The sequence below is a fragment of the Treponema sp. OMZ 798 genome (genome assembly GCF_024181385.1).
Lineage (GTDB): Bacteria > Spirochaetota > Spirochaetia > Treponematales > Treponemataceae > Treponema_B.
In genome coordinates this window covers 1118714-1140520 of record NZ_CP051305.1, presented here as the reverse complement: position 1 = coordinate 1140520, position 21807 = coordinate 1118714, and the positions used below count along the sequence as shown (strand labels likewise).

Genomic DNA, 21807 nt, shown 5'->3' with positions numbered 1-21807 from the left:
AGCACCTCAGTATATTTATAATTCCATATTTTTCCGAATTCGTCAAGAGCTAGTTTTGGCATAAGACAGCTTACAAAAAATTATAATATATGCTATAATACAAACAGTTAGGAGAGGCGGATAATAATCTTGAGTTTACCGTTAATTTAATTTGTAATGAAGAATGCGTAATGCGTAATTAAATTACCCATTACAAATTGAAAGAAGGAGGTATTAAATATGTTACTAGCCGAATATGATTATGAAACCGATATAGCCGTACAGCGTGCCGAAGAACGAGAAATCGCCTTTGCTGAAGGAATTGAACAAGGCTCATACAAAAAAGCTCTGGAAACGGCAGCAGCATTTAAACGGCTTGGTTTTGATATTTCTAAAATAGCTGAAGGAACAGGCTTAAGCTTAAAAGAAATAGAAGCATTATAAAATCAAATTTCTTATAAATGCGGGGATATGGTAAATTTAAAGCCACATTCATCGCGTAATTCTTGTTCAACTATGGGTAAGATGCCTTTTATTATCATAAAATAAACTCCTCATTACACCGAATATTATATCGTAAAAAAGTAGATAAGTCTATGTGTTGGAGAAAGTGTACACTAATAAATATCTCCCCTATAATTATTTAAAAAGATGCATTGACTTCATTTATTAACTCTCGTTATACAGATTTAATAATTCGCTTTGGGAAATATTAATACTATTAGCAGTAAATAAATCATTTAAGAATTTAATACACGGATATTTTTCATCTTTAGTAATGGAAGTTGCAAATTGAAAAGCTGATAAAGGCTTTCCTTTTGCATCATCATGCTTATAATTATGTGCTTCCTCGAAATTTAAATAATGAACAAATCGCCGAGCAATATTCGGATATTTTCTGTTTGACTCCTCTATCTGTTCCCATATTGTATTATTCAAAGTAAACATAGGATTGGTATTTCCTGTCTTAGTTGTTTTTTTGTCACAATCATGAACAATTACATGATTAATTCCAAAGTGAGTCAGTATTTTTTGATAAAAGGGGATATTAGCTTTTGAGCCAGTATTTAAAACGAAATACTTATTTGGCGTATAATACTTATTTATTAACTCTCTATAAATAACAGCTTCTGTATCACCTTCAACCAGTATTACGCTATCAGTAAAAAAAGATTCACAAATATGGGGATTAAATCTATTTACCATTTGTAATTTCTCTTTGTCATCATCAGAAAATGCATTAAAATGGACTTGATATGTTTTTGTTTTTCCTGTGTTATCATCTTTTACCAGACGTACAAGAGAGGCATGATGCTCATTTAAATCTATCATCATAGGCGAATGCGTTGCACACAAAAGTTGATATGGACTATTTTTTGCAAGAGCATATAACTGTTTTCGTAAGGACAATATAGCTTCCGGGTGCATATATAATTCCGGTTCTTCAAAGAGAATTAAATATTGTTTCTCTTTTCCCGATATTGCTTCAATCTTAGTTTGATATGTCGATAAAAAACTGAAAAAAGCTTGGCGTATTAATCCATGTCCATTCATTTTTAGATCAATATTTAAATTTGTTTTTTCATCTTCCTGAACTTTTAAGCCATGTGTAGATTTCAACATTTTTGATAAATCAGTTCCTTCCTCGGGTATAGGATATACAGAAAGTTTAAATTTAGAAAATACTTCAGAAAAGAAAATATTCATCTTGTCATTTAACTCTGTTATATCATCTGCATTTGATATATCATTTTTTAGTTGTTGAATTTTTTTCATAAGTTCGTCATACACATCAGAATAATCTGTCTGTAATTTTTTAATATGATTTTTACTAATTATATCATTTATATTTTTTTCTAGCTCTTCAATGGTTAAGACTGCCATAATATCTATAGCTTCAGGTGAATATTTTTTTAACAGTGTATCAAAGCCTCCAAAACCACCATCTTTATATTCTTTTGCTAAGGGATCGTAAGTTTGTTTTTGCCCCTCACTACCACTTGCTCGCCATATCTTTCTAATACGAATTTCACTTTCACTTGTTACCCATTTTTTAATCCAATCAGGATCAGCTTTATTAAGTCCGGTATCTTTAGAATCAACATTAGGCGTAACTGTATATATAGCTTCTATTTCAATATTATTATGTTCATCATGATTGTAAAAATCCTCAAGTCGGGCAACTTTTTTTGGATCAACAAAAAATTTATAAGCAGCCAGATAACTTGATTTTCCGGCATTATTTTTACCAATCAAAAATATAATATCTGATTCATTAAAATCAATACAATTTTCTCCGCCATTTAATCCTCTGAAATTTTTAATAGTAATACGTTTTATTTTCATCCTTTAACTCCTTATAAAAATTTATAAGCATATTATACAAAAACATCAGCTATATTTCTACTATCTGTTCCACGAAAATCAATTTTATAGTATTTTCACGAGACCATCTCGTTTAGTGCTGAAACAGGTCATCGATTACGGCCGTAATAGGTGTCCTATTGTAGCTGTAATAGGTCACATATTGTAGCCGTAATATATGCCCTATTACGGAAGTAAATTATACATAACGATACCTTGATCTCATACGGAGCATTAGGATAGGCTTTTTATTAAAACCGATTTCCATCCTTTCTACCCCCGTCCCCGCTTCTTCCCTGCAAGCAGCCCTTCCGTTTTCTTTAAGTAGAGCTCGAACAAAAAAGCGGTGCGGGCGGCATCGTCGGGAAAGGCGGTTTTGCGGTAGAGTTTGTCTACAAAAGTTTCTTAATCATTTGGGCACCTCTAAAAACCTATTTTTTAGTGTACCTATTTATTATTTTAGTAGCTTTTTTATAAATTGTCTAGTGTAAAACTTGGATTCTTTATCTTAGTTCCCTTACTTTTCATTTTATTACCTATATGCTCCCTCATTTTATTTCTTTAGATAGCAATATCGGCATAAGTTGTATGTTAAGTTCATCATTATTATCGAAAATGTTGCACGAGCTAATCCTATCGTTCTTACATATATACCTTTCATTGAGTTTGTCATAAAGCCAAATACATGTTCGACTCTCGCCCGTATTTTTGATTTTTTTCTGTTACCGATTTTTTGTTTTTTACTAAGAGGTTTCCCTCTTGCTCCTCTTTCACAAATTTGCCCTTCTATTCCTTTCGCTTTTAAAATCCTGTCTATTTCTTCTCCTATATAGGCACTATCTGCGTATAATCTTTCATCTTCTTTTTCAACCAAATTTTTTAACTCTCTACTATCATGAACATTGGCTGCTGTTACCGTCGCTTTCAATATAAGCTTACTTTTTTTATCTATTTTTATATGATCTTTATAACCGTAATAGCTACGTTTGTGCTTCTTTGTCCACCTCGCATCACAGTCTTTTTGCGATAATTTTGCCTTATTTTTTTGCTTCTTGCCATTGTTCAGGGACTTTTCCATTTTTGATTTGTTCATTTTCATCTTTGCTGTTATGCTGTATCGGAGCTTCTACTATTGTCGCATCTATTATCGTTCCCTCTTTTCCTATTAAGTTATTTCTAGCTAATTCTTTTCCAAACTTTTCAAATAACTTTTTTGATACTCTCGCTTCAATGAGTTTTTCTTTAAAAAGCCATATTGTTTTTGAATCGGGTACTTTATCTTTTAATTCCAATCCTAAAAATCTCATAAAGGATAGCCGATCGTTTATTTGATATTCCGTTTGATCATCACTTATGTTGTATAATTTTTGTAAGATTATTATTTTAAACATCAGTACATAATCGTATGCAGGTCTTCCGCCTAAACCTTTTGACTCTTTGGTTAATGCTTTTTTTAATAGGGGTTTGAATATTTCCCAATTTATTTTTTCGTTTAATTTTTCAAGACTATCTCCTAACTTGCTTAATACTCTTAAACGATCTTCTTCATCAAATAATCCTTTTTGTTTCATACCTCATTTTATCATCTTTTTAATCTTTTTTAAAGGGGGTTTTTAGAGGTGCCCATTTATTCATAAAAAATTATGACAGTTCTTTACCGATTTTGGTAATTTAGTAAATAATATTTTTTTCTTTCAAATAGTTTTCCAATTTGTCATCAGGTATTACTTTATCATAGGAACTTTTTACTTTTCCTAAAGCAATATCTTCAGTTAAATCAGATATAAATTTATTAAAATCAGGATTATCTTCTGAAAGCCTTTCCAAAGTATCCCAATCTATATTTTCATTATATCTAGCATTACAAATTATTTCGGATTCACTTATGCTTTCTGTATTAAGCTTTATCACTCCAATTCCAAAAGCATTAGATAATCTTTGAAGTTCATTTTTAAAATTGGGATCTTCATCTATTTTCAAACAAACTAAATACCCTTCATTAGCCCAACTTGAATTTGAAACAGCCTGAAAAAAATACTGTCTTAAGTTAGAATAATCTACATGCTTTTTCATTTCAAAAGAAAATAATTTTATAGAATTTACATTCAATGATGTTTGAAGTTTCATTGTTTCTTTTGAGTAATCTTTAAACGGAAAATAAACACCTACTAAATCAGGATGAAGCCATTCATTAGCTCCTTTTACTCTTTTTATCGAATTTTCCTGATAAATAGTTTTTGTATAACAATTAAAATGCGGATTTGAATAAACATATTTAACTAAAAGAGGATGTAAATCTCTCTCATTAAAACTACTTTCATTATTTTGTTTTAATTCTAAATTTTCTTTTTTCTCGATTTCTTTTTTTATTTCGGTTCCGCTTATATTTAAGCTTCTTAAAATAAATCTTGAAGGACGCTTTGAAACTTGAACAAAAGTACTTTTTTCGCCCTTTTCTTTGGCATCTACATATAATCTTGCGCCTAATGTAGCAGCCGGAGTTTTACCGGAGCTTTTTAATTTTTTATCGAAAGAAAACTCAACTGCCTTTTCCCAAACTTCTTCCGGCGTCATTGGTTTTTTTACTTTTTCAAAAACTTCTATAATCAAATCAAAAAAAGTATATTGTTTCTCCATCTTATTCCTTTTCCATAATCAAATAAATCTAATAGCATACAAAATCCCCCTCTAAAAACATCAGTTTTAGAGGGGGATAAAGCTTCAATACTGTTTATTTACAGTCACAGCAGCAAGCCTTGTACCTTAAAACAGGTTCTCGGGCTGCCTTTGTTTCGTCTACGCGGCCGATGGGGCGTGTGTAGGGATAGCCGTGAAGCTTTTCGGGATTTGAATAAGCTTCTTTTTTGAGTTTGATCATAACGTCAGCGGTGAAGTCCAATGTGGACTTGCTTTCCGTTTCCGTAGGCTCAAACATCAAGGCTTCGTGTACGATGAGCGGGAAGTACATCGTCGGCGGATGGATACCGTCGTCGATTAAGCCCTTAGCTATGTCAAGGGCACTTACACCTGTCTCTTCCTTGATCTTGTCAAGGGTGAGAACGAACTCGTGCATACAGGTTCTGTCAAAGGCAACTTCATATTCTTTTTCAAGCTTTTTCTTTAGATAGTTTGCATTTAAGACTGCATAGCCTGAACTTTCCCTTATGCCCTCGCTTCCGAGAGTTAAGATATAGGCATAGGCACGCAAGAATACGAGGAAGTTTCCATAGAAGTTTCTAACCCTTCCGATTGAATACGGGCGGTTATAGTCTAACTTGTAGCTTCCGTCAGAACCTGTAATTACAGGAACGGGTAAGAATTCTTCAAGGAACTTTTTACAACCTATAGGGCCGCTTCCCGGACCGCCGCCTCCGTGGGGAGTTGAGAATGTTTTATGCAAGTTCAAGTGAACTATGTCGTAACCCATGTCTCCGGGTCTTACTCTTCCCATGATGGCGTTAAGGTTAGCACCGTCATAGTACAATAAGCCGCCTGCCTTGTGAACGATTTCGGCAATTTCTTTGATATGGGTTTCAAAGAGACCGAGGGTGTTCGGGTTTGTAAGCATGAGGGCTGCCGTATCGTTTCCTACAGTCTTTTTTAATTCTTCGATATCGACGTTTCCGTCTTTATCTGAAGGAATGTTTACTATTTCGCATCCGACCATTGCAGCACTGGCAGGGTTTGTACCGTGTGCCGAATCGGGAACCAAGATCTTGTTTCGGGCATGATCGCCGCGTTTTTCGTGATAGGCTCGGATTACCAAGAGGGCTGTGAATTCTCCGTGAGCACCTGCTGAGGGCTGGAGGGAGAAGGCATCCATACCGGTAATTTCACCTAACTTTTTACCTAAATCACCCATAACTTCAACACAGCCCTTCATTGTGTGTTCAGGCTGCAAGGGATGAATATTGGTAAAGTTCGGAAGAGCGGCAACTTCTTCATTGAGCTTAGGATTGTACTTCATTGTACAAGAACCTAGGGGATAAAAGCCGTTATCTACGCCGTGAGTTCTCTTGCTTAATTCCATGTAGTGGCGGACAAATTCAAGTTCCGAAACTTCAGGAAGTTTTGCATCGCATGCTCTTAAATATTTTGAATCAAGTTTGTATTCGGGTACGGTTAATTTTGCTTCGGCAAATTTATGACCCTTTACGGATTTTTCAAAAATCAATTCGCTCATTACAATACCTCCTTAATGATTTTTACGGCCTTGTCAAGTTCGCATTTTGAAAGAACATCTGTTGTACACCAAAGAATGGCATCATCGCAAATCTTTAAACCGCCTAAAACGCCGTTTTTTTCAAGATTTGAAAGAATTGCATCGGCCTTTCCCTTTCCGTCCGTTACGAACTCATGGAAGAACTCGCCGTTATTTTTTACGGTTAAACCGATTTTTTTAAGCTCATCGGCAAAATAGTGCGCATTGCTTAAAGAAACATTTGCAACGGTTTTTAATCCTTCTTTTCCGTAGGCGGTCATAAACATAGAAGCCCTCAAAGCACAAAGAGCTTGGTTAGAACAGATACTTGAGCTTGCTTTTTCGCGTCTGATATGCTGTTCTCTGGCTTGAAGAGTTAGAACAAAGGCTCTTCTGCCGTCATGGTCGGTTGACTGTCCGATGATTCTTCCGGGGATTTTTCGCATATTGGCTTCGATTGTAGAAAGGAAGCCTAGATAGGGGCCGCCTGCTCCAAGAGGAAGACCTAAGGCTTGTCCTTCGCCCAAAGCAATTGAAGCACCGCATTCTTTCGGTGTTTTTAAGATTGCCAAAGAAACGGGGTTACAGCTCATTACAAACTGGGTTTTGGTGCCTTCTACCATTTTTCCTACAGCTTCACAATCTTCGAGTGTACCGAAGCGATTGGGCTGCTGCATAATAACGGCTCCAACGCTTTCATCCAAAAGATCCTTAATCTTTGAAACATCGGTTTTATAACCGTCTTTCGGAATCATTACAAATTCGACACCGCTGTGTTTTAAATAGGTCTTAGCAATTTCGATTGAGCTGGGTTCAACACATTCGGAAATTAAAACCTTGTTTTGTTTTCGTCCTAAGGACATAACTATAGCATCTGCGACTGCCGTGCCTCCGTCATAAACGCTGGCATTGGAAACATCCATTCCGGTAAGCTCGCAGATCATTGACTGATATTCAAAACCTGCTTGAAGCTCGCCCTGATTCATTTCAGGCTGATAAGGTGTGTATGCCGTTAAGAACTCTTCCCTTGAAGCCAAGTGTCTTACGGCTGCGGGAGCATAATGGTTGTAAGCACCGGCTCCTCTTAATATCGATTTAAAAACAGTGTTCTCACTGCTTAAATTTTGAAAAAACTTTTCAACTTCTGCTTGAGTTCTGCCCTCGCCTACATCAACCGTTTTACAGTCCTTACATTCAAAACCGTATAAGTCATCAATAGATTTGACACCGATGAGATCAAGCATCTCTTTTGTTTCCTCAGCTGAGTGAGGAATATAATTTGACATAAACCCTCCTAATTAAAATTTAAGTCAATACTCAAAATAAACAGGAAGGCAGAATTTCTGCCCAACTGTTTATAAAGCCTATTTTTAATTACTTGCAAAGACCTTTGTATGCACCTGCATCCATCAATTTTGAAGATTCTCCTGTGAGTTCTACCTTAAAGAACCAAGAACCGAAGGCATCTTCATTGATTTTTTCGGGAGCGTCCAAGAGAGCTTCGTTTATTTCAACGACCTTTCCTGTCATGGGGCTGATGATTTCGAAAACAGCCTTTACAGATTCTACTGTAGCACAGGCCTTGTCGGCTGTTACCTCATCTCCAACCTCAGGAAGTTCGATGAATACAACATCTCCCATTTCGCTTTGAGCATAATCACTGATACCGATAAGACCGATGTTTCCTTCTTTCTTGAACCATTCGTGTGATTCCAAATACTTTACATCTTCTTTAATTTCCATATATAACTCCTATTTTTATATTTTAAGTTTTTACTAAAAACTTATAAAACCTTTTTAACTAGCCCTTAATTTCCTTTAAGAAACTTGTAGGTACAATTTTAGCCTTGAGCTTTTTACCGCGTACTTCGATAAATACTTCTTCATCTTTAACGCCTCGGTCGATTCTCATGTGTCCGATACCGACCTTTAATGAGGGCGAAGAAGTTCCTGTGGTAACATAACCGATTTCCTTGTCTCCTAAGAAGACCTTGTCGTGATCTCGGGCAATACCCCTGTCAATCATCTTAAAGCCCTTTCGGATTTTTTTAGCTTCGTTGGCTTCAAGAGCTTTTTTACCGATAAAATTTTCTTTTTCAAGTTTGATAAAAGGTTTTAAGGTTACTTCGGTGGCCAAGGTTTCTTCAGTCATTTCATGGCCGTACAAGGGCATTCCGGCCTCAAGGCGCAAGGTGTCCCGGCAGCCTAAACCGCAAAGCTCAATTCCGAATTCTTCTCCGGCCTTCATAACCTGATCAAAAAGCTCTAAAGCCCATTCTTTGGGGCAGTAGATTTCGTAGCCTTCTTCACCGGTATAACCGGTCTGAGAAACGATTACTTCTCCCTTGGGGCATTGGAAGGTTTTAAATGTGTAATAAGCGGAGGGCATTGCTGAAGCATCAATAAACTTTTTTACCAAGGCAGGAGCATTGGGGCCCTGAATTGCAAGCTGGGCAATTTCAGGCGAGCGGTCTGTAAAGGTAACGCTCTTATCCAAATATTTTTTTACCCAGTCATAGTCCTTGTCGTGGTTTCCTGCATTTACAACCAAGAGGAATTTCTTTTGATTATAGCGGTAAACAAGGAAGTCATCGACAATTCCGCCCTTTTCGTTGCACATAAGAGTATAGCGGACGTCTCCGTCAGCCATTCCCCTAATGTCGTTCGTAATAAGAGCATTTACGGCAGCTTCGGCATTATCTCCTTCAATATAGAACTCTCCCATGTGCGAAACATCGAATAGTCCTACATTGTTGCGTACAGCAAGATGCTCCTTTAAGATACCGGCGAATTGAATAGGCATTTCATATCCGCCGAACTCAACAAACTTGCCGCCTTTGGCGAGCAAAGTTTCATAATAAGGTGTTCTTTTCATCTTATTCCTCCAATTTTATTAATTTGTAATTGGTAATTTGTAATTGATAATTAACAACCATTACGAATTACCGATTATATTGTATACCAGATATTCAATAAAAGCAATAGGAAATATATAAAAAAATATTGTTTTGATTAAAAACGGCAAAGCCAAAATAAGCCTTGCCGTCAGGTTATTTCTAAAAATCTACTATGATTATTTTTTATAAATCATGTGGGTAGCCGACTTTTCGACATCTTCTACTGCTTCATAGAATGCTTCTACTACCGTCGGATGAGGATACATGGATTTTAAGATATTTTCCCTCTTTGCCTTATTTGTGACAAGAGTTCCGATAGCTCCTATCATATCTGTAGCCGAATCGCACATCATCTGGCAGCCTACAAGTCTGTCTTCTTCATTAAAGAGAACTTTGATAAAGCCTACATCCAAACCTGAAAGCACCGATTTTCCGTTTGAACCCATAGGAACCTTACCGATTTTTACGGTTATACCCTTAGCTTCTGCCTCTTTTTCCGAAAGACCGACACCTGCAATCTCAGGTGTTGAGTATACACAGGAAGGAATAACATCGGTTTTTTCATGTTTGGTATTGTTTACAATATTTTCGACAACAAGATGCCCCTGATTTTCGGCATTGTGGGCAAGCATTACGTTTCCTTTTACTGCATCTCCAATAGCATAAATGCCGTCGACATTTGTCTTCATACAGGCATCTGTAATTATACCTCTCTTATCATGCTCAATTCCGGCAGCCTCAAGGCCGATGTCTTTTATTTCTGCAATTCGGCCGATACATACGATTACGGCATCGGCTGTGATATGTTCTTCTTTTTCTTTAAGTGTAAAGGTACAGCCGGTTTTCTCGATTTTTGTTACCATGGCACCGTTTATTATCTTTACACCCTTCTTTTTTAGAACAAGGGCTTGCTGCATTGCAATATCCCTGTCAAAGGGAGGAAGGATTGTTTTTTCAAGTTCGACGATGGTTACTTCTTTTCCTAAATTAGCGTACATTGTAGCGAATTCTACACCGATAACGCCGCCTCCGATTATGATGACACTCTTAAAATCGACAGGTTCTTTTCCCAAAATATCGTCTGAGGTTAAAGCCGTTTCGATTCCGGCTATGGGAGGAGCGAATACGGAAGAGCCTGTTGCGATTATCAGGTTTTTAAACTCAAGTTCTTTTCCGTCTACGTTTACAGAAGATTTTGAAGTGATTTTGCCTTCGCCGTTAAAAAAATCGACCCCGGCATTTTCGATTATTTTTTCGATTCCGCCTACAAGTTTATCGATAACGGCATTTTTTTTCTCGTAGATGGAATTTATATCGTATTTTAAGTTTTCACCTGAAAGACCTAGATCGTTTTCGGCAAAGCTTCCGAATACTTCGGCTGTATGAAGAAGGTATTTTGTAGGAATACAGCCCTTATTTAGACAGGTTCCTCCCAGCCTGTTTTTTTCGATAAGAGCGGTTTTTAACCCTGCCCTCCCTGCTTTTATGGCAGCAACATAGCCGCCCGGGCCTCCGCCCAAAACAATTAAATCATACATACTAATCTCCTAAAGCAGCTTAAAATTTTTAAGCATTATAGTTATTATCTTGTAAAGTATACACGATGGAATGAATAAAGGCAAGGGGAGAAAAAAGTATTGTTAAAAAGGATTTTTAGGTTTAATATTACTTAAAAACCAAGATTTCGTCTCCTGAAACAAAATAAACTGTTTGTAAATTTCGTTTATTTTTTTTTGCCCCCTTGGATAGTGAGTATAATTTAAGTTTTATACGTTTTGCATATTTTTCATCATGTACTTCATTAAAAAAAAGCGATCTATTGTCAACAAAGCAAAGGATCCGAGTGTTTTTATTTTTATTCACGCTGTCGATTGTACTGTCTATTTTTATAGGCGTATCTCCATTTAAAAAATATAATAATGCTTTATCTCCATTAATTTCCATATATTTAGTATATGAGTATGAATCATATAGACAGGGTTTTATATCATAGTGAAAATCTAAAAACAGCCTTGCTACATACAAGTTATCGAGATCATATTTTACATTCTGATATGTTTTTATTCTTCCATTGATAACATAATCGTATGTTTTTATTTCTTTTAAATAACGTCTTACATTAATAATATAAGAATCTGCATTTGAAAGATCATTAATGTTATAATAAAATTTTAAAAAATCCTCTGCCAAGCATGGAAATTTTGAATAATCCCATGCACCCGTATCCGAAAAAATAATGCCGTCCGTCAGCTTTGCAAATGAAGCTGCCGCAAAACCGTAAGCAGGCCAAGCACGCCCGCTAAAACTCCAGTAACCGCCGGTATTTATAATATACGGCATACGTTCTTCAATATCGGGAATCATAGCCTGTTTATCATCAAAAAGATAGCCGGAGGTCAGGCATATATCATAATCATCATAATCATCGAATGGATAAAAATCAACATGGGTAAAATCTGTAATTTTTTGATCGCAAACCATAAATTCGTAACCGATCCACATTGTTTCATTTTCTCCCGGAGCTCTAAAAGGCGTGATATCGGTAACTATTTCTTCATGTTCTGTTTTGTTATTATAAATACCCGCATACACATTAAAGTCGATATGTATATCATTTTTTAAGAAAAAATCTTTTATATTTTTTTCAAACTCTTCCAATAAATCACCAAATGAAATATTTATGTTATTGCGTGGGTATATGGAAAAATTAGAACTCATATTTATCTCTCCTTATTTTTTTAAGCTGATTTTTTCAAACCTATCAATTTTATATTCCATTAATGAATAAAGCTTATAAATATAATATAACTTTATAAGAGTATATGATCAAGTATATTGAATTAGAAGTGTAAATCTAATCTCACCCTTTGCGCTCTTCGCGCCCCTTGCGGTTTCTTTAAAAATTCCCAATGATTCAAGCTAATGAAGAGTACGTATTATAGAAGAAAAAACTATTTTAAAAGAAAAAAAAGCCAACTCTCGGACTTGAACCGAGTACCTGCACGTTACGAGGGTGCTGCTCTGCCGGGTGAGCTAAGTTGGCATGTTGATTTTTGATAAAGAAACTTTACCAAAAATCAACAAAAAAGTCAATAGGAAGAATTTTTAGCTTAAGCCTTGTTTATTACGTCCAAAACAGTGCCGTCGCGGTAGGTGCTTATTCCCACTACCTCAGCAGAGCGGGGCTTAACTTGAGGCTTGCCTGTAAAGGATTCTGCAATTTCCTTTAATTCTTCGATAGTTTTAATTTCAAGGTTTGTTTCGGATTTTAGTTTTTTGATTAAATCTGCATGGCGCGGATTAATTGCAATACCTCTATCCGTAACAAAAACATCGATTGTTTCTCCGGGAGTGGTTACCGTGCGTACCTTGTCTACAAGGCAAGAAATGCGGGCATTAAATAGCTTTGAAACTATTATCGAAAGTTTTGCTCCGGCTGCCGTATCGGCATGTCCGCCCGAACCTCCCAATATTATACCGTCAGAACCTGTAGTTACGTTTACGTTATAGTCCAAGTCTATTTCGCTCGCACCGAGGATAACGACATCAAGCTTTCCTGCAACATGATCGGGATTATTGGGATTTGCATAAAGGTCGGCCGAAATCTTGTGATGATTTGCATTTTTTTCGGTAGAATCTACGGCTGAAAGATCGAAGCACTGAACATCGTAAAGGTTTTCAAAAAGCCCTTCTTCAAGCATCTTTACAAAATAGCCTGTAATTCCGCCGCAGCCGAAACTTCCCTTTATATTTTTTTCTTTCATTGCACGGTGCATTTCATCTGCAACTGCAAGAGAAATACCGCCTGCCCCTGTCTGCATACTGAAGCCGTTTTTAAAAAGACCTGAATGTTCAATCAAGGTGCGGCAGTCGCGGGCTATTTTCAAGCCGATAGGATCCTTTGTAATCTGAGTTGTTCCGCTTACAATACCTGCAGGGTCTCCTATCCTGTCTACCTCAACAACCATGTCTACAAAGCGGCCTTCAATGTCAGGTCTTTTAACCTTTGAAACCCTTGTATCGGTAACGGCTATAGTCTTTTTTGCCATCTGAGCATCGGCTGCGGCATAACCTAGGGAGCCGCAAAACGACTTTCCTTCAGAGCCCGAAATATTTCCTTGATCGTCTACACAAGGAGATGCCAAAAAGGCTGCATCTATGGTAACCTCTTTTTCCAGAATCATTCTGGGTCTACCGCCATGGGTGGTCATAATCACGGGCTTTTTACACTTACCGTAACTTACAGCCTTGGCAACGGGGCCCGACATATAAGAGGTCATAAGCTGCGTAACCGTTCCGTCTTCCATAAGTTCAACCAAAATTTCATGGCAGGGGAAAATTGAAGAAGCCATTACGGTTAAATCTTTGATTCCTCTTTTTTGGATTTCCCTCATTACCATGTCAAGAACATAGTCGCCGTTTCTAAGGTGATGATGAAAACTTATAACCATTCCGTCATGGAGTTTAAGCTCATCAAGGGCGGAGGATAAGGTCTTCCCAAATACGGGCTTCACATTCTTTGTAAGCTCGTATTTTGCATTTTTTTTATTTACAAAGGCTCCCTTAAAAGGATTGTCTAAGCCTTCTCTTCCAAGTATGTTATTCATATCCTTTTCCTCCTTATTTTATTAAGCCCCAGTTCTTAGCCGAATCATAAAGAGCCTGAGCCCTCTTGATAACGGGTAGGTCAACCATCTTTCCCTTAAAGCTGAATACGCCTAAGCCCTTTTGCTTAGCCTCTTCTGCTGCCTGTAAAATAGCTTGGGCTCTTTCAATTTCGGCAGCGGAAGGAGAAAATATTTTATGAATCTCTTCAACCTGACGGGGATTTATAACCAAGCGGCCTGAAAAGCCTATGCTCTTACTAAAGGCTGTATCGAGCCTTAGGCCTTCGAAGTCTTCTACATCGGTAAAGGGGGTGTCGAGAGAGTCCAAGCCGTAGGCATGGGCGGCAGTCGTCAAACTAAAGCGGGCGTATTCCAGTTCTTTTGAAAGACGGGTTCTCTGAATTCCCATATCTACGGAGTAGTCTTCTCCGCCTAAAAGAAGGCCTTGAATTAGCGGTGAAGCCTTGGCTATAGAATTTACATCCATAATTCCGCGGGCAGATTCTACAAGCATAAGAAAGCTGAAATCTTTTGTTATCTTATGCTCACGTTTTATCTCGTTTATTTTTTGTTCTACCGAATGAACTGCATCGACAGAGGCCTTAGGAATTACGATTCCGTCCGGAAGAACGGGAATAATTGCCTCCAAGTCCTTTTCCCAATAAGGGGAGTCGATGGGGTTTATTCTTACAGTGATTTCGGAATGGGTAAACTTTAAAAAGGAAAGAGCATTCCGCACCAGAGTACGGGCCGAGTCTTTTTCATCAAGGGAGACGGCATCTTCCAAATCGTAAATGATGGAATCCGCTCCCAAAATATCGGCTGATACCAACATTCCCGGATTATTGCCGGGCATAAAAAGCATACTTCTTCTATTTTTCATTTGCGCGCCTCAATGCTGTTTCTACACGGGCCTTGATTGTACAATCTAAGGCACCCTTGTCTTCGATAAAGAGCTTGGCATTTTTTACTTCAAACTCATCCAATACTTCCTGCACCGTTTTTTTTATCTGTGCACCGAATTCGTTTAAAACAGAGCTTTTTAAGTCAAGTTCAAGTTTTTCGGAAGGAACAATACGGACAAGGCAATCATTTGATTGGAGTGTTCCGCAAACCGCTTCTCGTTTTATTTGCATAGATACCCCTTAAAAATTTTATATGATGAGTATTATAGCAATATCAAAAGAATAAGTCAATCTTGGGAAAAACAATACAGCTTGCATTTAATGGCTCTTACATAGTATAATTCCCCTCTAACGGAGGTCTTAATTTATGAAAGATACAATCTATGTTTTGGATGCCTATGCTCTTATTTACCGCTCTTATTTTGCCTTTATTTCAAGACCTCTTACAAACGGTAAGGGCGAAAACGTTTCGGCTATATTCGGCTTTTTTAAAAGCCTTCATTCCATATTTACCGAATACAATCCTAAGCTCTTTGTTACGGCCCTAGATTCCCTTACGCCCACATTTAGGCACGAGATGTACAAAGAATACAAGGCCACAAGGGATAAAACGCCCGATGACCTCCATGCTCAAATCGACAAAATAGAAGAAATTTTAAAAATCTTTAAAATTCCCGCAGTCCGCTGTAACGGCTTTGAGGCAGATGACGTAATCGCTTCAATATCAGCCCTCGCAGAAAAGGAAGGGCGTGAATGTGTGATTATTTCGGGCGATAAGGACTTAATGCAGCTGGTTTCAAAAACCACAACCATGTTAAAGCCGGGGAAGATTAAGGCTTGGGAAGGCTTCGGAGCCGAAAACGTAAAAGAAGAATGGGGAGTTTATCCCGGCGGAATGTTGGATCTACTCTCCCTCATAGGCGACACGGCCGACAATGTTCCCGGAGTAAAGGGGGTAGGTCCGAAAACGGCCGTAAAGCTCCTCGAAGAGTACAAAACCCTCGACGGCATTTATGCAAATACAGAAAACTTAAAAGGAGCCTTAAAAACAAAGATAGAAACAGGAAAGGAAGCGGCTTATTTTTCTAAAGATCTCATAAAACTCCGCTTCGATGTACCTATCGAAAAAGATTTAAACGCCTACTCTACTTCCCAAATGGACTATGAAGCAGCCGCCCGTCTTTTTATAAACGAAGAGCTTCCCAATATTGCAAAGCTCTATTCCGAAAAAATTATTACCGAAAAAGCACCTCTCGAGATGCTTCCGCAAGAATTAGGTGCAGGTGAAGAAATCTCCCTTCCTCAAAACAAGGGTGATTACAAACTTGTGGACGAGGCAGAAGAGCTTTTTAAAATCATAGACGAGGCCGTAAAACAAGGTCTTGCGGCCTATGACTGTGAAACCACAAGCGAAGATCCTCTAAATGCGGAAATCTGCGGCTTCTCCCTTGCTATAAAAGAAGGAGAAGCCTATTACTTTCCCTTAAAAGCACCTCTCCCTGAACTTGGAGAGGAGGCTCCCAAGCTCATAGCCTTTAAGGATGCCCAAAAGGCCGTATCAAAGCTCTTTGATTCAAAGATAACCCTCATAATGCATAACGGAAAATTCGACATTCAGGCGGCGCTTTGCTCAAACCTTGTAAAAGGTATTTCGGCAAATCTTTTTGACACAATGATAGCCGCATGGCTTTTGGATCCTGCCCGCTCTTCTTACGGAATGGATAAGCTTGCAGAAAGTGTTTTGGGTTTAAGAACAATAAGGTTTAAGGAGCTTGTAAAGGCCGGGCAAAACTTTTCGGATGTTCCGCTAAATGAAGCCTGCCCCTATGCTGCAGAGGATGCGGACATAACACTTAAATTTTATAATAAATTTTTCCCCCTCTTAAAAAAGAATAATTTGGAAAAGCTCTTTTTTGACCTTGAAATGCCCATTACAAAACTTTTAACCGAGATGGAAATAAAGGGCATCTTTTTAAAGGGAGAAGAACTTGATGCTTATTCAAAAGAATTAGGAAAAGAACTTGAAGAATGCGAAAAGGATATTTATAAACTCGTAGGTCATGAGTTCAATATAGCATCTCCCAAACAGCTTCAAGAAGTATTATTTGAAGAAAGAAAGCTCACTCCCGGCAAAAAAACTAAGACGGGCTACTCTACAGATACCTCGGTGCTTGAAAACCTTGCCTCCGAAGACCCGGTGCCTGCAAAAATATTGGATTACAGGGCTCTTGCAAAGCTGAAATCCACATACACCGACACCCTCCCAAAAATGACCGATAAAAACGGAAGGATTCACACAAGTTTTATTCAAACAGGAACCGCCACAGGCCGCCTTTCAAGCCGTGACCCAAACTTACAAAACATTCCCATACGCGGGAACGAGGGGCGCAGGATAAGGGAGGCCTTTCAGGCTGAAAAGGGGCGGGTTCTTATCTCTGCCGACTACTCTCAGATTGAGCTTGTAATCCTTGCCCATCTTTCAAAGGATCATAACCTTGTGGAAGCCTTTAATAAGGGCATAGATGTTCATGCGAAAACTGCAAGTTTAATCTTTGCAGTAGACATAAAGGATGTAACGCAGGATATGAGGCGTATAGCAAAGACCATAAACTTCGGGGTAATGTACGGCATGAGTGCCTTCCGCCTAGCATCCTCTTTGAGAATTCCCCGCAAAAGGGCTGATGAGTTTATAAAGGCATATTTTGCAACCTATTCGGGAGTGTCAGGCTTTATGGCCCAAGTTTGCCAAGAGGCTGAAAAAAGAGGCTATGTCGAAACAATTATGGGAAGGAGGCGTTATCTTCCGGCTATAAACAGCAAGAACAAGATAGAAAAGGCAGGGGCTGAACGCATTGCGGTAAACACCCCCCTTCAAGGCTCTGCCGCCGACATAGTAAAACTTGCCATGCTTGAAGTCGATAAGGCCTTAAAAAAGCAAAAATTTGATGCGGTCATACTCTTACAAGTTCACGATGAGCTTATAATAGAAGCCGCCGAAAGTGAAAGAGAAAAAGTCATGGCCCTCGTAAAAGAAAAAATGGAGGGCGTAATCAAACTTTCAGTACCCCTAAGGGTAAGCATAGAATCGGGAATGAGCTGGGGAGAATTCCACTAATGGACAATTCTCAACCGATTTTGATAGGGCTTTCAGGCCCCTCCTGCTCAGGGAAAAACAAGGCAAGCTCCATCTTAGAGGAGTACGGTTTTTATTGCATAGATGCTGATGCCGTTTCAAGAAGAGTCTTTATAGAGTATGAAAACGAAATTTTTAATCTCTTTAAATCCGAAGCAGAAAAACGCGGGATAAATTTAAAAACGGAAAAGGGAATCGATAAAAAAGCCTTTGCCCTCTTGGTCTTTTCGGATGAAGCTCTATTAAAAAAACACGAAGATTTTATTCTTCCTATAATTGAAGAAAAAATATGGGAGGAGATTAAAAAAGCCTTTGCAGAAAGGCCTGAGAGGCCCATTCTTTTAAACGCCCCTACCCTTCACAAGACAAGCCTCATAAAAAAGTGTTCTTTTATCCTTTATATAGATGCTCCCATTATTTTGCGTCTTATAAGGGCAAAAAAAAGGGACAGGCTTCCTTTAAAAAATATTCGGCTAAGATTTTCAAAACAAAAGGAATTCTTTTCTCAATACTTATTTTTAAATGCCGATACTGTAGTAGTAAAGAACTCGGGATCTCCTGCAAAGTTAAAATATAAGCTCTTACAGGAAGTCAAAAAAAGAGGCTTTTGAGGTTGATTTATGGAACAGAAAAAAATTTTATGGATAGTATTGTTTATTTCGTTGTTTGCTCTAATTATCTTTGGAGTCGGTTTATACCTGTATGCCCCATTCCGAAATAAAAGCACCATGACAGCGGCAGAGATATCCGATTTAGGCAGAATAGAAGCCGATAAGCCGGATACAAGTGTTGATCCTCTTCAATGGACACGAAATCCGGACTCAATTCCTCCTCTTGAACCTGAGTCTCCGACACTGGTAAATATTGCAAACAATATAACCGTTGTAAACGGTGAAGGTCAAAAAGGAACAACGGAAACTTCAATAAATGTGAGCGATTTAACCAATACTCAAAAAGACGAAAAAACCGCAAATTTGCCTGAGAACCTTGCAGCAAATTTAAACACTAATCAGGAAGCCGAAACAAAGCCTTCTGAAACCGAAAAGCAAAATTCTTCTTCAGAGTCAAAGAAACAAAATAGCGGAGGAACTTCCGTAAAGGGGCTCTCATCAAATCCTGTTGAAAAACCTAAAACCGAAAAGAAGACTCCTCCAAAACCCGAAAAACCGGCTGTCAAAAAAAGCCCCGCTCAAAAAACCGTTTCCACCCTATACTGGGTTCAAACAGCTTCTTTGACAAGCCGATTAAATGCCGAAGCCGCAAGGGATAAACTGACGGCAAAACACATGAAGGCAGAAATTTTTACCAAGGAAACGGCAACAGGTATTACACACCGCGTCAGAGTAGGACCTTTTAAAAACAAAACCGAGGCCGAGTATTGGCTTAAAAAAATAAAAGAAATTAAAGGTTTTGAAGGAAGTTATGTAACCCAAGACCGAAAAAAAAGCTGATATGTCTACAAAGGTCTGTCTTGTTTTAACCGAAAAAACTATCGAAAAAAATCTTTCCGTCTTGGAAAAATATAAAAAATTTATCGATATTGCAGAATTGAGGGTAGATTATCTAAACCAAAGTGAAATACTTTATTTAAGAAATTTTCCCGAGCGGGCAGGAATACCTTGTATCTTAACCGTTAGAAGAAAATCAGATGGAGGCAATTTTACCGGCGGTGAGGGTGCAAGGATGACTATTTTTGCACGCGGCCTTGCCTTTGCAAACTCAGACCCGATAAAAAATTTTTCTTATATAGATTTGGAAAGCGATTTTGATTCATCCGGAATCGAAGAAGCTGCAAGGGCCTTTGATATTAAAATAATAAGAAGCCTCCACAGTAAACTTCCTGTAAAAAATATAGTTAAAACTTTGGAAGGCTTATGCCGTTTTGAAACCGATATTCCGAAATTTGCCTTCAGAGCAAATTGTTTAAACGATGTTTCGGAACTTTTTAAAGCATCAAAGCTGATACAAAATCAAGAGTATATTTTATCGGCAATGGGCCCCTATGGTTTATGCTCACGTATACTATCAAAAAAATTAAACTCACAAATCGTATACACCTTTACCCCCGAATATATAAAGAAAAATAAACTCGAAAAAGAACTGATAGATCCCGAAACTTTAGAAGGCCTATATCGGTTTTCTAAAATTGACAGTGAAACGGCAGTATACGGTGTAATAGGTGGAGACGTAAACACCAGCCTGAGTCCTAAAATTCATAATCAGGGTTTTAAACACAAAAACCTTAATTCGATATACATTCCCATATCTGCATTGTCATCAAAAGAAGCTTTGGATTTTGCCAATCTTCTTAACATAAAAGGACTTTCGGTTACTGCTCCTTTTAAAAGCGAGATCATACCTCAAATAAATTCTATATCGGAAGCTTCAAAATTCATCGGAGCCGTAAATACTCTTGTAAACGAAAACAAAAAATGGTTCGGCTGCAATACCGATGTTGACGGCTTTGAACAAGCTTTAATAGAATTTTTAAACGAAAAAGATTTACGCCGATATAAGGTTGCCATTATAGGAGCCGGAGGTGCAGCCCGTGCTGTTGCCGAGGTAGTTAAATCTCTTCACGGTAAGGCCTGTATCTTTAACCGGACAGCCGAAAATGCACAAAACATTGCAGAAAAATATAAATTTAAATGGGCTCTTTTGGATCCCATAAATATAAAACAGCTATCTGTTTTTTCCGGCCTAATTATTCAAACAACTAATGCAGGAATGGAACCTAACATAGATATAGATCCTCTTAGCTTTTACACCTTTAGCGGAAAAGAAAAAGTATTTGAGCTAATCTATAGACCCGAAACTACTAAACTATTAAAAAGAGCGAGGGCTGCAGGATGTCAGGTTTGTAACGGCTATAAGATGCTGGAATATCAAGCCTACCACCAATTTAAAGCCTTTGCAGGAAAGGAGTATTTGTAATGGATACATCACAGTTAAAAGAAAGAGTTGCTTATTACGCAATAGACACTCTTTTTTCGGAAGGAAAAATTTTTGACGGAATGAAAATAGGACTCGGCACAGGCTCGACAGCCATGCCGGCAGTACGCCGATTGGCCAAACTTTTATCTTCAGGCAAATTAAAAAACATATATGCCGTGCCTACAAGTTTTCAAACCTCAATCGAATGTGAAAAATTAGGTATTCCCATCTATTCTTTAAGTTCACAAAAAATAGGAGGAACTTTAGACCTTGCCATAGACGGAGCAGACGAAATTGACCCGGAAAAAAATTTAATCAAGGGAGGAGGAGCGGCTCTGCTTAAAGAAAAAATTATAGCATACAATTCAAAAGAATTTGTTGTCATTGCCGATAACAGAAAAAAAGTTAAATCGATGGGAAAAGGTTTTGCTCTTCCGATTGAAATAATCCCTGAGGCCCGCTTAAGCATTTCAAAGACTCTTGAAGCAAAAGGTATAACGGTTGTATTGCGTGAGGGTGTAAAAAAAATGGGACCGGTTGTTACCGATAACGGAAACTTTATAATTGATGTAAGATGGCCTGATAATGCTTTTGTAGATCCTAAAGCCTTAGAGGAAGATCTAAATAAAATTACAGGCATTGTAGAAAACGGCTTTTTTACAAAAAACACACCTAGAGTATTTGTTGTAGACAAAGATGGAAATATAGAAGACTTATAAAATATTTAAGTCTTATACCAGTTACAGTATAAAATTAAACCACAAGAAACATAAAGAAAAATTCTGAT

18 protein-coding genes, 1 tRNA gene and 1 pseudogene are annotated in these 21807 nt (G+C 37.8%); 6 read left to right on the top strand and 14 right to left on the bottom strand.

Features of this window, described 5'->3' with window-relative positions:
* Positions 1-204: 204 nt before the first annotated feature.
* Positions 205-423 (top strand): annotated as a pseudogene (locus E4O07_RS05390) (hypothetical protein); the annotation flags it as partial.
* A 225-nt stretch (positions 424-648) separates the two neighbouring features.
* Here the strand turns inward: E4O07_RS05390 and E4O07_RS05385 are convergent.
* The 14 genes from E4O07_RS05385 to citD all read right to left on the bottom strand — a co-directional run bounded on the left by E4O07_RS05385 (position 649) and on the right by citD (position 15184).
* The gene (locus tag E4O07_RS05385; RefSeq protein WP_253687774.1) at positions 649-2325 is read right to left on the bottom strand and encodes an ATP-dependent nuclease; all 1677 of its coding nucleotides are present in this window, start codon (positions 2323-2325) and stop codon (positions 649-651) included.
* 571 nt (positions 2326-2896) lie between these two features.
* Positions 2897-3436, bottom strand: coding sequence for an IS5 family transposase (locus E4O07_RS05380; protein ID WP_253687773.1), 540 nt, complete (start codon positions 3434-3436; stop codon positions 2897-2899).
* Positions 3381-3914 (bottom strand): transposase, encoded by a 534-nt coding sequence (locus E4O07_RS05375; protein WP_253687772.1) that lies wholly within the window; start codon positions 3912-3914, stop codon positions 3381-3383. The genes E4O07_RS05380 and E4O07_RS05375 overlap by 56 nt, the downstream gene beginning before the upstream one ends.
* Before the next feature lie 100 nt (positions 3915-4014).
* Positions 4015-4953, bottom strand: coding sequence for a COG2958 family protein (locus E4O07_RS05370; RefSeq protein WP_253687771.1), 939 nt, complete (start codon positions 4951-4953; stop codon positions 4015-4017).
* Between the two features lie 121 nt (positions 4954-5074).
* Entirely contained in the window at positions 5075-6526 is a 1452-nt protein-coding gene (gcvPB, locus tag E4O07_RS05365; protein WP_253687770.1) for an aminomethyl-transferring glycine dehydrogenase subunit GcvPB, read from the bottom strand.
* The gene (gene gcvPA, locus E4O07_RS05360) at positions 6526-7830 is read right to left on the bottom strand and encodes an aminomethyl-transferring glycine dehydrogenase subunit GcvPA (RefSeq protein ID WP_253687769.1); all 1305 of its coding nucleotides are present in this window, start codon (positions 7828-7830) and stop codon (positions 6526-6528) included. Before gcvPA ends, gcvPB begins: the two co-directional genes overlap by 1 nt.
* 88 nt (positions 7831-7918) lie before the next feature.
* The gene (gene gcvH, locus E4O07_RS05355) at positions 7919-8287 is read right to left on the bottom strand and encodes a glycine cleavage system protein GcvH (protein WP_253687768.1); all 369 of its coding nucleotides are present in this window, start codon (positions 8285-8287) and stop codon (positions 7919-7921) included.
* 58 nt (positions 8288-8345) lie between these two features.
* Positions 8346-9419 carry a glycine cleavage system aminomethyltransferase GcvT gene (gene gcvT / locus E4O07_RS05350; RefSeq protein WP_253687767.1) on the bottom strand — a complete coding sequence of 358 codons (1074 nt, stop codon included), beginning with the start codon at positions 9417-9419 and terminating at the stop codon, positions 8346-8348.
* A gap of 198 nt (positions 9420-9617) precedes the next feature.
* Complete coding sequence (gene lpdA, locus E4O07_RS05345; protein ID WP_253687766.1) at positions 9618-10979, bottom strand: dihydrolipoyl dehydrogenase; 1362 nt, start codon at positions 10977-10979, stop codon at positions 9618-9620.
* A 127-nt stretch (positions 10980-11106) separates the two neighbouring features.
* A complete protein-coding gene (locus E4O07_RS05340) occupies positions 11107-12159 on the bottom strand; it encodes a hypothetical protein (RefSeq protein ID WP_253687765.1) in 1053 nt (350 codons plus the stop codon).
* A 252-nt stretch (positions 12160-12411) separates the two neighbouring features.
* Positions 12412-12484, bottom strand: a tRNA-Thr gene (locus E4O07_RS05335).
* Positions 12485-12551: 67 nt separating this feature from the next.
* Entirely contained in the window at positions 12552-14048 is a 1497-nt protein-coding gene (gene citF / locus E4O07_RS05330; RefSeq protein WP_253687764.1) for a citrate lyase subunit alpha, read from the bottom strand.
* A 13-nt stretch (positions 14049-14061) separates the two neighbouring features.
* Positions 14062-14931 carry an HpcH/HpaI aldolase/citrate lyase family protein gene (locus tag E4O07_RS05325; protein ID WP_253687763.1) on the bottom strand — a complete coding sequence of 290 codons (870 nt, stop codon included), beginning with the start codon at positions 14929-14931 and terminating at the stop codon, positions 14062-14064.
* Positions 14921-15184 carry a citrate lyase acyl carrier protein gene (gene citD / locus E4O07_RS05320; protein WP_002669237.1) on the bottom strand — a complete coding sequence of 88 codons (264 nt, stop codon included), beginning with the start codon at positions 15182-15184 and terminating at the stop codon, positions 14921-14923. The genes E4O07_RS05325 and citD overlap by 11 nt, the downstream gene beginning before the upstream one ends.
* Positions 15185-15320: 136 nt before the next feature.
* Between citD and polA the strand changes: the two genes are divergently transcribed.
* The 5 genes from polA to rpiA are packed head-to-tail and all read left to right on the top strand — an operon-like array spanning position 15321 to position 21739.
* Complete coding sequence (gene polA / locus E4O07_RS05315; protein ID WP_253687762.1) at positions 15321-18068, top strand: DNA polymerase I; 2748 nt, start codon at positions 15321-15323, stop codon at positions 18066-18068.
* Positions 18068-18697: a dephospho-CoA kinase gene (coaE, locus tag E4O07_RS05310; protein ID WP_253687761.1), complete on the top strand. Its 630-nt coding sequence runs from the start codon at positions 18068-18070 to the stop codon at positions 18695-18697. The genes polA and coaE overlap by 1 nt, the downstream gene beginning before the upstream one ends.
* Before the next feature lie 9 nt (positions 18698-18706).
* Positions 18707-19537, top strand: a complete 831-nt coding sequence (locus E4O07_RS05305; protein WP_253687760.1) for an SPOR domain-containing protein — start codon at positions 18707-18709, stop codon at positions 19535-19537.
* A gap of 1 nt (position 19538) precedes the next feature.
* Positions 19539-21020: a type I 3-dehydroquinate dehydratase gene (locus E4O07_RS05300; RefSeq protein WP_253687759.1), complete on the top strand. Its 1482-nt coding sequence runs from the start codon at positions 19539-19541 to the stop codon at positions 21018-21020.
* Complete coding sequence (rpiA, locus tag E4O07_RS05295; RefSeq protein WP_253687758.1) at positions 21020-21739, top strand: ribose-5-phosphate isomerase RpiA; 720 nt, start codon at positions 21020-21022, stop codon at positions 21737-21739. Before E4O07_RS05300 ends, rpiA begins: the two co-directional genes overlap by 1 nt.
* The last annotated feature ends 68 nt before the right edge of the window (positions 21740-21807 follow it).

Bases quoted from the DNA above. Each gene is read 5' to 3' on its own strand.
- E4O07_RS05385 (WP_253687774.1), bottom strand. From the start codon at position 2,325: ATGAAAATAAAACGTATTACTATTAAAAATTTCAGAGGATTAAATGGC.
- E4O07_RS05380 (WP_253687773.1), bottom strand. From the start codon at position 3,436: ATGAACAAATCAAAAATGGAAAAGTCCCTGAACAATGGCAAGAAGCAA.
- E4O07_RS05375 (WP_253687772.1), bottom strand. From the start codon at position 3,914: ATGAAACAAAAAGGATTATTTGATGAAGAAGATCGTTTAAGAGTATTA.
- gcvPB (WP_253687770.1), bottom strand. From the start codon at position 6,526: ATGAGCGAATTGATTTTTGAAAAATCCGTAAAGGGTCATAAATTTGCC.
- gcvPA (WP_253687769.1), bottom strand. From the start codon at position 7,830: ATGTCAAATTATATTCCTCACTCAGCTGAGGAAACAAAAGAGATGCTT.
- gcvH (WP_253687768.1), bottom strand. From the start codon at position 8,287: ATGGAAATTAAAGAAGATGTAAAGTATTTGGAATCACACGAATGGTTC.
- gcvT (WP_253687767.1), bottom strand. From the start codon at position 9,419: ATGAAAAGAACACCTTATTATGAAACTTTGCTCGCCAAAGGCGGCAAG.
- lpdA (WP_253687766.1), bottom strand. From the start codon at position 10,979: ATGTATGATTTAATTGTTTTGGGCGGAGGCCCGGGCGGCTATGTTGCT.
- E4O07_RS05340 (WP_253687765.1), bottom strand. From the start codon at position 12,159: ATGAGTTCTAATTTTTCCATATACCCACGCAATAACATAAATATTTCA.
- citF (WP_253687764.1), bottom strand. From the start codon at position 14,048: ATGAATAACATACTTGGAAGAGAAGGCTTAGACAATCCTTTTAAGGGA.
- E4O07_RS05325 (WP_253687763.1), bottom strand. From the start codon at position 14,931: ATGAAAAATAGAAGAAGTATGCTTTTTATGCCCGGCAATAATCCGGGA.
- citD (WP_002669237.1), bottom strand. From the start codon at position 15,184: ATGCAAATAAAACGAGAAGCGGTTTGCGGAACACTCCAATCAAATGAT.
- polA (WP_253687762.1), top strand. From the start codon at position 15,321: ATGAAAGATACAATCTATGTTTTGGATGCCTATGCTCTTATTTACCGC.
- coaE (WP_253687761.1), top strand. From the start codon at position 18,068: ATGGACAATTCTCAACCGATTTTGATAGGGCTTTCAGGCCCCTCCTGC.
- E4O07_RS05305 (WP_253687760.1), top strand. From the start codon at position 18,707: ATGGAACAGAAAAAAATTTTATGGATAGTATTGTTTATTTCGTTGTTT.
- E4O07_RS05300 (WP_253687759.1), top strand. From the start codon at position 19,539: ATGTCTACAAAGGTCTGTCTTGTTTTAACCGAAAAAACTATCGAAAAA.
- rpiA (WP_253687758.1), top strand. From the start codon at position 21,020: ATGGATACATCACAGTTAAAAGAAAGAGTTGCTTATTACGCAATAGAC.